This window comes from thiotrophic endosymbiont of Bathymodiolus puteoserpentis (Logatchev), assembly GCF_900127505.1.
In the GTDB taxonomy this organism is placed as follows: domain Bacteria; phylum Pseudomonadota; class Gammaproteobacteria; order PS1; family Pseudothioglobaceae; genus Thiodubiliella.
Genome location: NZ_UEXF01000034.1, coordinates 19,406 through 29,561, shown reverse-complemented (window position 1 = coordinate 29,561; position 10,156 = coordinate 19,406). Strand labels below are relative to the sequence as shown.

Here is a 10,156-nt window from a genome sequence, read left to right as displayed (position 1 = left end):
CACACCCATCAAACAAGCGGTATGCGACCGAGGCTATGTTGGTGCAAAGGTAGTGCTCGGTGCAAACATCATCCTGCCTAAAAAAGCCCTTAAGCGAGACAATCGTTATCAACAAGACAAAAAGCGCAAACTGTGTAAAAGACGCGCAGCGATTGAGCCGATTATCGGACATCTTAAATCAGATTTTAGACTCTCTAGAAACCTACTCAAAGGGCAAGTTGGTGATGAGATTAATGTTTTAATGGCTGCCTGTGCTTGGAATTTGAGAAAATGGCTGGTGATAGCCACTATTTTTTTGTTTTGGCAAAAACTGGGCTTATTTTTTGTAAAATACCTAAGGTTTTTTGTGGTGCTGTATAAAAAGCAGTTTTGTTGATTTAGATGGTTGGCAAAATGGGTGGTTTTGGTTTGTTTGGAGTGGTTTTTAAGGGGCGACTATTTATATAAAGGTCTCTATTAATTTAAGTGATTGTTTTTTATTAAGCAGCAAATGCCAAGTTTTCCCGCCTTGCGATTTCCATAAAGATACTGCCCGAATGCCCGATAATAGCAATGCCCTAATGTGATTTGCTGTGTGTTGATTGGACAAATAAAGCTGCTCACCCCTTACCATGATTCTTGGATTGAGTTCGCCTAAGGTAGATTTGTAGAGTTCGCCTAAGCGTGCCAAGGAATTAGAATGAGAGATTTCAAAAAATTTTTGCTTTTTAATTTGGTTAATTTCATTTGATATTTGTGACAAAAAGTCTTGGTTTTTCATTAATTTCTTTTCAAGGTTAATCAGTGCTAACGCATAGAAAATAATATTTTGTGTATTTTTTTGTTTTTTGCTGAATACATTTTTGAGCGAATGAAGACCAATAGATAAGTCTTTTGATGATTGAAATACCTCTTCAATATTTGTACTGTTGTTCATGATACTTTTTAGACTGACTTCGTTGCCTTGAGCATTACAAGTACCAGTGTTTGCCAGTTGGTCAACCAAAGTTGTGCTTTGTAATAAAGAGGCAAGTGCTAAGGTGCGTTGCTTGAATTTGTTCATTTTTAAGTTCTACGAGTTTTAATAATGGCACCACCAAGGCAAACATCTTGGGCGTAAAAAACGACCGATTGTCCAGGTGTAATTGCGCGTTGTGGCTGGTCAAATTTGACTTGTATCTCGCCATCTTGATCACTAATCGTGCAGTCTTGTGGTACTTGACGATAGCGTATTTTTGCCATACATTTTAATGGAAAAGTTGGTGTTGCTGTAATCCAATGTGGGTTTGATGCGCTTAAGGATTGATGATAAAGTAGCGGGTTATCGCCTTGTACTACCAACAATTCATTGTTTTTTAATCGTTTATCAGCAACAAACCAAGGCGCTCCTGAGGTGCCAAAGCCACCCCCAATTTCTAAGCCTTTGCGCTGACCAATAGTATAAAACGCCAAGCCTTGATGGTGTTTGATAAATTGCCCGTTTTCATCAACAATATCACCTTGTTGTGTGGGCAGGTAAGTCTGTAAAAATTCAGAAAAATTACGTTCACCAATAAAGCAAATACCTGTTGAGTCTTTTTTATCAGCAGTGATAAAGCCATTTTCTGCGGCAATCTTTCGAACTTCATCTTTGTTGATTTCACCTAAGGGGAATAGACTTTTTGAAAGTTGGTGCTGGTTTAAAAGATGCAGGAAATAACTTTGGTCCTTATTATTATCCAAGCCAACTTTAAGCTGGAATAGGTCATTTTCTTGTGTGATTCTGGCGTAGTGTCCAGTAGAGATTTTATCTGCACCTAAGTTAAGCGCATAGTCTAAAAATGCTTTGAATTTAATTTTTTGATTACACAAAACATCAGGGTTTGGTGTGCGACCTTTTTTGTGCTCTTGGAGAAAATGTTCAAACACATCATCCCAATAGTCGCTTGAGAAATTAACAGTGTGTAGTTTTATCCCTAATTTATTAGCAACTTTCTGTGCATCGGATAAATCCTGTTGTGCGGTGCAATGCCCATCTGTGTCATCTTCTTCCCAATTTTTCATAAACAAAGCTTCAACTTCAAAGCCTTGTTCTATAAGTAAAAGGGCGGCAACAGATGAGTCAACACCACCTGAGAGTCCTACAATTACTTTAAGAGAGGTTAAACTTGTCATAGGCGGATACAATGCATTGTACTAAATTGTGACGCACCACATCTTTTGTTTCAAAATGACAAAAAGAAATTTTGTCTTCGTTTTCCAATACTTTGATAGCATGAATCAAGCCAGAGTGTTTTGGATTGGCTAAATCTATTTGAGTGATGTCGCCAGTAATGACCATTTTTGATGCAAAACCCAAACGCGTTAGAAACATTTTCATCTGTGGAATGGTGGTATTTTGCGCTTCATCTAAAATAATAAAGGCTTCGTTTAGTGTGCGACCACGCATAAATGCTAGTGGTGCAACTTCAATGATGTTTTTATTGAGCAGTTTTTCCACTTTATCAAAACCTAACATTTCATACAAGGCATCATAAATAGGGCGTAGGTAAGGGTCAATTTTTTCGTTCATATCACCAGGTAGAAACCCCAATTTTTCGCCCGCTTCTACCGCAGGGCGTACTAAGATGATGCGACGCACATCAGAGGCTTCTAAGGCTTCAACAGCGCGTGCCACAGCAAGATAAGTTTTCCCTGTACCCGCAGGGCCAATACCAAAAGTGCAATCTTTTTCCTTGATATCTAGGGCGTATTTTTGCTGGTTTTTGCTTCTAATATGGATAAATTTTCGTTTGGTTTTAATATTCACTGACTGGTTTGGCAAGTCATCGTGCGAACAAGATTTGATTGCCATTTCAACATCGTAAATTTCAATGGGTTGGCTAGAGCTTAATGCTATTAAATCTTGCAGTACTCTAGCAGCAATATGTTTGTTCTCCCCCTTGATGGTGAAATCCTCGCCTTTGTTGTTCATGGTTACATCTAGGCTTTTGCTTATTAGCGCTAAGTGTCTGTCAAATGAGCCACAAACGCTGGAAAGTTGTTCACTGCTGTTGATTTCAAGTGTTAGTTGCATAGGTTATTTACAAAAAATGTTTATATGTTAAAATTTCTACCGATAAGTTTGGAGTCTAAAGCTATTATACCAGTCAGATTTTCTGTGTTTTTTAGTTTCTATTTTTTTGGATTGGAGAATGAATATAGTGATAAAAGGCTTATCTATTACTCTGTCTTTTAGGCGTTGAGTAGTACACTGAATAATTTAAAGGAAAACCAACTATGTTCAACAAAATAAAAACAATGCTATTGGTGTTTATTGCATTAATTAGCTTTAATGCAACTTTTGCATTTAATAATCAATTGGGCAATATTACTATAGACGACCCATGGGTGCGTTCGGCGCCACCAAATGCACCAATATTAGGTGCATTTATGGAAATATCCAATCATTCTGATGATGATATTAAACTACTATCTGCAAATACTAATGGCTATAAACGCCTTGAGTTACACAAAACTGTGCCTCAAGACGGTATGATGAAAATGATTAAGCAAGATTTTATGCTTATTCCTGCTCACAGTAAGTTAACTTTAAAACCAGGTAGCTGGCATATTATGATGATTAAACCTAAGGAGGTGCCAAGAGAAGGCGACTCTGTTGCAATTAAATTAGTATTTGATAACGGCTTGTCGAAAACCATATATGCTAAAGTAAGAAAAGAAGGGGTGATGGATCATAAAAGAATGATACATCGTCAGCATTAAAATGTTGAAAAAAACTCTAATCATCATTGTTGCTATTGTTATTGTGGTTACATTTTTTTTGTACGGCAACGCTAATCGTGATTATAAGGATTTAAAAACACAACTTAAAGTCTCTCATATTATTTACAATCCAGATAAACCATTGCCATCATTTTCTTTGGTTGATCAGAATAATCAAGTGTTTAATAATGACAATTTGAAAGATGGTTGGACTTTGCTATTATTTATCTATACGCATTGTCCAGATGTTTGTCCAACTGAGTTGCTTAATATGTCGGTTTTGAAAAATTTAATGATAGAAGATAAAGTAACCAGTGTACCGAAAGTTGTGGCAATTACTTTTGATCCATTAAGAGATACACCCGAAGTGTTAAAAGAGTATGTGAGGCATTTTGACAAAGATTTTATCGGTGTTTCTGGTGAGCAAGCACAAATTGACCAGCTTATTAAGCCTTTTGGTGCTTATTATGAGCGTGTTATCTATGATGAAAAGGGTGGGTCAATTATTCTTAAGGCAAACGATAAGCTGCCTGAAAGTGCACTACAAGACGGTTATGTTATTAATCATACTGCTTGGGTTTATTTGATTAACCCTAAGGGTCAAATTTTTGCAGGATTCCCATCGCCGCACAATCCAAGTAAGATGGCAGACGATATTAAACTAATAATGAATCAGTTTTAAAAATTAGTGCAATACAAATCTGCTATTATTGCGATAGTTGTTTTATCAGCATTGGCTTTTGTTTCAGGCTATATAAGCCAAATAAATCGACATTCCTATGATATTTATCGTCATATCAAAGTTAGTAATTGTAAGATAGCAGTTTCAAGTTGTAAGGTTGATTTGGGTGAGGGTAGTAGTATTCAGGTGAACATATTACCACGAGGCATACCAGAAACTGAGATGTTGCGTATTTCTGTAGATACGCAAGATACGCAGATTGAAGCTTTGAGCGTTATATTTGAAGGCATTGAGATTGATACCATTACGCCAGAATATAGTTTATATCAATACAGTGATACGCGTTTTATAGGTAATGGCTCTTTAGCGATATGTTCACTTGATAAAATGCATTGGATTGCACATTTTATTGTTAAAAAAGGGGGTAAAAATTGGAAAGTTTCTTTGCCATTTGAGAAGGATCTAACTAAATTTCTACCTCCCCCATTAGGGAATTAGCGCGGGCATCTGTAATTTTTACATTAACAATCTGACCAATTAAAGACTCGTCACCTTTAAAATGTGTGTTACGCATATTTTCGGTGCGTCCGAATAAATTATCGCCTTTTTTGGCTTTGTTTTCTACCAAAACTTTTTGTACGCTACCAATCATCGCCTTAGAGATTTGTTCGGTTGATTTATCGATGGTTTTTTGTACAAGTGCGAGGCGTTCTTTTTTGATTTTTAATGTCACATCATCAGTATAAGTAGATGCAGGCGTTCCAGGGCGGGCAGAGTAAATAAAACTAAAAGATTTATCGAAACTAATGTCGTTAATAAGTGCCATTGTGTCTGCAAAATCTTGCTCATTCTCACCTGGGAAACCAATAATAAAATCTGAAGAAATAGAAATATCAGGGCGCACTTCACGCAAACGCCTAATTTTGGATTTGTATTCAAGTGTGGTGTGTCCGCGTTTCATCAGTGTTAGAATCCTATCAGAGCCACTTTGAATAGGGAGATGTAAGTGCGATACTAACTCAGGTACTTCAGCGTAGGCTTGAATGAGACGCTCACTAAATTCAACAGGGTGTGAAGTGGTATAACGAATTCTATCAATGCCGTCAATTTGCGCTACAATATTAATCAGTAGCGCCAAATCAGCCGTTTCTTCATCAGTCATCTTCCCTTGATAAGCGTTGACATTTTGTCCTAGCAAATTAACTTCCCTAACGCCTTGATTTGCCAATATTTGCACCTCATTGATCACATCATTAAATGGGCGAGACACTTCTTCGCCTCGAGTGTAAGGTACGACGCAAAAGGTACAGTATTTAGAGCATCCTTCCATAATGGACACAAAGGCAGTGACGCCATTGGTTTTGGGCTCAGGCAAATAGTCAAACTTTTCAATTTCTGGGAAAGAAATATCAATACTGGTTTGCTTATTACTCAGAGCATCACTCAACATATTAGGTAATCTGTGTAAGGTTTGTGGGCCAAAAATAATATCAACAAAAGGTGCTCTCTTAAGAATCAACTCGCCTTCTTGTGAAGCAACACAACCCCCCACGCCAATAATTAAATTAGGATTTTTTTCTTTAAATTTACGCCAACGACCCAATTGATGAAATAATTTTTCCTGAGCTTTTTCTCGAATAGAACAGGTGTTAAGTAGTAATACATCAGCTTCAAGTGCATTGTCAGTTAAGGCTAAACCGTGTGAGTGTTTTAATACATCAATCATTTTTTGACTGTCGTATTCATTCATTTGACAGCCGAAAGTTCGAATATATAATTTAGATAAAGGCATTATTTTTGGATATGTAATGTTTGTGTTGGGTAGGCGATCTCCGCCCCATGCTTAGCAATAATATCGGCAACACTAAGTAATATTTTTTGCTTAATCTGTTGATATTCATTTTTGTTCACAGTTTTGGTGAAGGCATAAACATTAAAATCCAGTGATGAGGCGTTAAAATAATTGAAGAACACACGCAAGGCTTGAGATTGTTCAATGTCTTTGTTGGTTTTTAGCATCGCCTCTACCTCCGTAACAATGTCAGACATTTGTGCAATATCATTGTAACGAATACCAATAGTTTCATTAATGCGACGATTGGTCATGCGCGATGGTGTTTCAATCGGGATTGAGGCAAAAATTGAGTTGGGAATGTAAATTGGATTTTTGCTAAAAGTACGAATACGCGTCATGCGCCAACCGATTTTTTCAACTGTACCTTCAAACTGGCTAGAGCGAATCCAATCACCTGTTGAAAAAGGTCTGTCCATTTGTAGCATCAATCCACCAAAGATATTTGACAGCATATCTTTGGCAGCAAAGCCCATGACAATGCCACCGACACCACCAAAAGTCAGTAGGCTGGAAATTGAGAAGCCAAAATACTGTGCAATACCAAGCACGATAGAGGCAATAATTAGAATTTTAATTAAGCGAATGATCAACCTTATAGAGTCTTTGTTGGCATTATTTTTGTGCTTAAGTAGATAAGATTCGATGCCAGATATCATCCGTAGCACGCCCCAAGTAATGATAAAAATTGGAATAATATCAATGTAATTAATCATTTGGACTAATAACGCAATCTCTCCTTTGAGTACATTAATAGAAAGATAAAACCAAGCAAACCAGACTAATGCTTTGAGTGGTGCAGAAATGGATTTAAGTAAACAATCATCCAATTGATTTTTAGTTTTATTGGTTTGCGCAATAAGTTGTTTTAATATTGCACTTGTAATGATATGCACAATAAAGGCCACAGCGAATAGGGCGCCAACAGTTTGATAAAGCGTTAAGTTTTGTAAGAGGTCCATATTATTTTAGGTATTTGATTGGATTAATGGGTGTTTCGAATTTCTTCATTTCAAAATAAAAGTTATTTTTGCCAGTAGTTGCAATAACCTGTCCTTTCTTTACTTTATTGCCACTTTGCACTTGTAGAGTTTGATTTTGCATATAAGAACTGTAAAAGCCTAGTGCATGTTTAATGATTATCATCTTAGTGTTGTTTCTTGTTTCATTGCCACTATAAACAACCGTGCCACTCTCAATAGCACGCACTGCTTGACCAGAATTTGTCGCAAAGCTCAGACCCTGGTGGCTCTTAGAAAAAGTTTTAATAATTCTGCCAGCAACAGGAATTAGCGCACTCTTTATTGTGATTTTTCTTTTTTCAACGATTTTAGCAATAGAAAGGTGGTTAGAGTCTATAGGTTCTTGACCTATTGACTTATCAATAATAACCACTGGTTCTTTTGCTTTTTCAAAAAAACAGCTGGTAAGCATCAGAGAGATAAAAACAATAATCAGTTTATTTAGCATACCACAACCCTAATGCAATGATGATAATCAAAATATAACCTAGACGGTCAATGTATTTTTTTAGCCAAAGATCACAGGTATCACCGAATTTCTTAACAAAAAATGCCACTAAGAAAAACCGTGCACCTCTGGCTAGCAATGATATTAGTATAAACGGTAAAAGTGCCATATTGGCAATACCTGCACCGATGGTAAATATTTTGTAGGGCATTGGTGAAAATCCTGCAATTGCCACAATCCAAATGCCATATTCTGTAAACCACTCTTTAACTGTTTCAAGTTTATCAACATAATGTAATTTGACCAACAATGGTTGAATGATATCTATCAATAATGCACCTAAAAAATAACCAACCACACCGCCTAATACAGATAGAATTGTGCAAATTGATGTAAATTGATAGATTTTCTCTGGTTTTTTAAGCACCATAGGCGCAAGTAAGATATCAGGTGGTGGGTAGGGCAGTATAAAAGATTCTGTAAAGCTTACTAAAGACAACCAGTAAACAGCGTGTTTACTTTGTGCCCAGTCTAGCGTCTTATGATAAAGTTTAGAAAATATTTGCATAAAATTTAATTTACTTTATTGGAAAACCAAGTGCTTCACGCGAATCGTAATACGCCTTAGCTACTTTCTGACTCATTGAACGCACACGACGAATAAAACGCGCTCTATCTGTGACGCTAATACCGTGACGCGCATCAAGTAAGTTAAATAAGTGTGATGCTTTCATTACTTGCTCATACGCTGGGTAAGGCAGTGCTTGTTCGATGAGTTTTTCATTCATTGTTTCTGCCTCGTCAAATTGTTTAAACAGGACATCAATGTCGGCAATTTCAAAATTATATTTTGATTGTTCAACCTCATTTTGATGAAAGACATCACCATAACTAACCCTATCAACCCACACCAAATCATAAACACTGTCTACGCCTTGCAGATACATTGCTAAGCGTTCAAGCCCATAAGTGAGTTCTCCTGATACAGGCTTACAAGGCAAACCACCGATTTGCTGGAAATAAGTAAATTGCGAGACTTCCATGCCATTAAGCCAAACTTCCCAGCCTAGCCCCCAAGCACCTAGTGTTGGTGATTCCCAGTTGTCTTCAACAAAGCGTACATCGTGCTTGGTTAAATCAAGTCCGATCTCACTCAAAGATTCTAAATATAAATCCTGAATATCTTTAGGCGATGGCTTAAGTAACACTTGAAATTGATAATAATGTTGTAAGCGATTTGGATTTTCGCCATAACGCCCGTCAGTTGGACGACGAGAGGGTTGTACATACGCTGCTTTCCAAGGTTCAGGGCCGATGGCTCTTAAAAAAGTGGCAGGGTGAAAAGTACCTGCACCCATTTCCATGTCAAAGGGCTGCAGCAGTGTGCAACCCTTTGATGCCCAAAATAATTGTAGTTTTAAGATTAAATTTTGAAACGAAATTGCGGCATCTAAGTCTTGTAGTGACATGGCTAGTTGATAAAAAAATAATAAAAAATTTTACCGCAAACCATAAGAGAGCTTTGTATAAATGTGAACCCAAATCCAAAAATAGAACCACCCAACCCAAAAAATACCAATCAAAATCCTAAAAAACCACCCCATTCAAGTCTTGCATCCATAAAAATACAGACAATACCCCCAATTTGATAAGATCAGCACAAATTATTCGATATTTTGGATCGTTTGGGTTTTTCAGGTGTGCTTAAGCCTCCTTTGTTTAGGCAGGGCTTGTTTTGTTGTTCGTTTAAATCAAGATAGCAACGACTTAAACGCTTTGATGTTGTTTAGCAGCCAAGTAAACTTCTTTCTGTAAATTCGCATCTATCCTATCAAATCCACCCCTATTAATCAATCCAAAAACTCATCATCACTCAAAGATAAGTAAGCCTTAGAACTTTGCCATTCATCTGAGATTTCCATAACAACTGCACTTACCAATCGCAAACAAGAATCCTCATTAGCAAATATTTTAGCCACTTTTGTTGATCAAGTAAACTTATAAGATAACACAGTGTTTTTTTGTGGTGTCAAATGTTATAGGTAATAGGTGTAGATAGGTCGGATAATTTCATTAGCACATCCTTTGTTATATTGCTAAATATCTCTATTTGAGGTAATTTGTGTTTGTTTTTGCCAATCATGCCTTTCTTGGTTAATTTATCAGTAAATAAGTTAAATAGGGTTTGACTTAGGTTGTTTGGGAATTTTAGAGGTTTTTTAATTTTTTTATTGCCATATAGCAAACAACCCAAGTAAAAACTTGGGTTGTTTGCTAAAAAAATAAAGACCAATGCCAATCTGAGACCTTTGCATAAATAGAAATGATTGACAAAATCCAATTTTTGTCCAAATTGGTGATTTCTTTAAACCTTGTCCTAGTAGAGCCAAGGCTGGGTCTACCCTCCTAGAGTGTAATAGTCCAATCAA

General features: G+C 36.7%; 12 protein-coding genes and 1 pseudogene. 4 read left to right on the top strand and 9 right to left on the bottom strand.

Translation table 11 applies throughout. The features are described from left to right. The coding region (locus BHECKSOX2_RS10260) for a transposase (RefSeq protein ID WP_245391337.1) at positions 1–376 on the top strand (376 nt) is incomplete at its 5' end. A 63-nt stretch (positions 377–439) separates the two neighbouring features. On the opposite strand, the gene hflD is transcribed toward BHECKSOX2_RS10260, so the two are convergent. From hflD to BHECKSOX2_RS06020, 3 genes are read right to left on the bottom strand one after another with little or no spacing between them, the layout of a single operon-like run. Further along, positions 440–1,042 carry a high frequency lysogenization protein HflD gene (hflD, locus tag BHECKSOX2_RS06030; protein ID WP_139682881.1) on the bottom strand — a complete coding sequence of 201 codons (603 nt, stop codon included), beginning with the start codon at positions 1,040–1,042 and terminating at the stop codon, positions 440–442. Positions 1,043–1,044: 2 nt separating this feature from the next. Beyond that, positions 1,045–2,133 (bottom strand): tRNA 2-thiouridine(34) synthase MnmA, encoded by a 1,089-nt coding sequence (mnmA, locus tag BHECKSOX2_RS06025; protein WP_139682880.1) that lies wholly within the window; start codon positions 2,131–2,133, stop codon positions 1,045–1,047. Further along, complete coding sequence (locus BHECKSOX2_RS06020; RefSeq protein WP_139682879.1) at positions 2,111–3,034, bottom strand: PhoH family protein; 924 nt, start codon at positions 3,032–3,034, stop codon at positions 2,111–2,113. Before BHECKSOX2_RS06020 ends, mnmA begins: the two co-directional genes overlap by 23 nt. Before the next feature lie 203 nt (positions 3,035–3,237). Here BHECKSOX2_RS06020 and BHECKSOX2_RS06015 point away from each other — a divergent pair, with 203 nt between their 5' ends. Genes BHECKSOX2_RS06015 through BHECKSOX2_RS06005 form a run of 3 tightly spaced genes read left to right on the top strand, consistent with a single transcriptional unit; the run spans position 3,238 to position 4,903 of the window. Beyond that, positions 3,238–3,723 (top strand): copper chaperone PCu(A)C, encoded by a 486-nt coding sequence (locus tag BHECKSOX2_RS06015; RefSeq protein ID WP_139682878.1) that lies wholly within the window; start codon positions 3,238–3,240, stop codon positions 3,721–3,723. 1 nt (position 3,724) lies between these two features. Next, positions 3,725–4,405 (top strand): SCO family protein, encoded by a 681-nt coding sequence (locus BHECKSOX2_RS06010; protein WP_139682877.1) that lies wholly within the window; start codon positions 3,725–3,727, stop codon positions 4,403–4,405. 6 nt (positions 4,406–4,411) lie between these two features. Then, positions 4,412–4,903 carry a hypothetical protein gene (locus BHECKSOX2_RS06005; protein ID WP_139682876.1) on the top strand — a complete coding sequence of 164 codons (492 nt, stop codon included), beginning with the start codon at positions 4,412–4,414 and terminating at the stop codon, positions 4,901–4,903. On the opposite strand, the gene miaB is transcribed toward BHECKSOX2_RS06005, so the two are convergent. The 6 genes and pseudogenes from miaB to BHECKSOX2_RS10450 all read right to left on the bottom strand — a co-directional run. Then, entirely contained in the window at positions 4,872–6,197 is a 1,326-nt protein-coding gene (gene miaB / locus BHECKSOX2_RS06000) for a tRNA (N6-isopentenyl adenosine(37)-C2)-methylthiotransferase MiaB (protein ID WP_139682875.1), read from the bottom strand. The two genes, BHECKSOX2_RS06005 and miaB, sit on opposite strands and share 32 nt — an antisense overlap. Next, positions 6,197–7,219, bottom strand: coding sequence for a mechanosensitive ion channel family protein (locus BHECKSOX2_RS05995; RefSeq protein WP_139682874.1), 1,023 nt, complete (start codon positions 7,217–7,219; stop codon positions 6,197–6,199). The genes miaB and BHECKSOX2_RS05995 overlap by 1 nt, the downstream gene beginning before the upstream one ends. 1 nt (position 7,220) lies before the next feature. Then, positions 7,221–7,727: a murein hydrolase activator EnvC family protein gene (locus BHECKSOX2_RS05990; RefSeq protein WP_139682873.1), complete on the bottom strand. Its 507-nt coding sequence runs from the start codon at positions 7,725–7,727 to the stop codon at positions 7,221–7,223. Continuing rightward, positions 7,717–8,295 carry a YqaA family protein gene (locus BHECKSOX2_RS05985; RefSeq protein WP_090715943.1) on the bottom strand — a complete coding sequence of 193 codons (579 nt, stop codon included), beginning with the start codon at positions 8,293–8,295 and terminating at the stop codon, positions 7,717–7,719. Before BHECKSOX2_RS05985 ends, BHECKSOX2_RS05990 begins: the two co-directional genes overlap by 11 nt. A gap of 10 nt (positions 8,296–8,305) precedes the next feature. After that, on the bottom strand, positions 8,306–9,196 hold the full coding sequence (glyQ, locus tag BHECKSOX2_RS05980; RefSeq protein WP_139682244.1) for a glycine--tRNA ligase subunit alpha: 891 nt from the start codon (positions 9,194–9,196) through the stop codon (positions 8,306–8,308). A gap of 381 nt (positions 9,197–9,577) precedes the next feature. Then, a pseudogene (locus BHECKSOX2_RS10450) lies at positions 9,578–9,712 on the bottom strand (transposase); the annotation flags it as partial. Positions 9,713–10,156: the final 444 nt, after the last annotated feature.

Excerpts from the sequence above, each read along its gene's own strand:
- hflD (WP_139682881.1), bottom strand. The coding sequence starts at position 1,042 with ATGAACAAATTCAAGCAACGCACCTTAGCACTTGCCTCTTTATTACAA.
- mnmA (WP_139682880.1), bottom strand. The coding sequence starts at position 2,133 with ATGACAAGTTTAACCTCTCTTAAAGTAATTGTAGGACTCTCAGGTGGT.
- BHECKSOX2_RS06020 (WP_139682879.1), bottom strand. The coding sequence starts at position 3,034 with ATGCAACTAACACTTGAAATCAACAGCAGTGAACAACTTTCCAGCGTT.
- BHECKSOX2_RS06015 (WP_139682878.1), top strand. The coding sequence starts at position 3,238 with ATGTTCAACAAAATAAAAACAATGCTATTGGTGTTTATTGCATTAATT.
- BHECKSOX2_RS06010 (WP_139682877.1), top strand. The coding sequence starts at position 3,725 with ATGTTGAAAAAAACTCTAATCATCATTGTTGCTATTGTTATTGTGGTT.
- miaB (WP_139682875.1), bottom strand. The coding sequence starts at position 6,197 with ATGCCTTTATCTAAATTATATATTCGAACTTTCGGCTGTCAAATGAAT.
- BHECKSOX2_RS05995 (WP_139682874.1), bottom strand. The coding sequence starts at position 7,219 with ATGGACCTCTTACAAAACTTAACGCTTTATCAAACTGTTGGCGCCCTA.
- BHECKSOX2_RS05990 (WP_139682873.1), bottom strand. The coding sequence starts at position 7,727 with ATGCTAAATAAACTGATTATTGTTTTTATCTCTCTGATGCTTACCAGC.
- BHECKSOX2_RS05985 (WP_090715943.1), bottom strand. The coding sequence starts at position 8,295 with ATGCAAATATTTTCTAAACTTTATCATAAGACGCTAGACTGGGCACAA.
- glyQ (WP_139682244.1), bottom strand. The coding sequence starts at position 9,196 with ATGTCACTACAAGACTTAGATGCCGCAATTTCGTTTCAAAATTTAATC.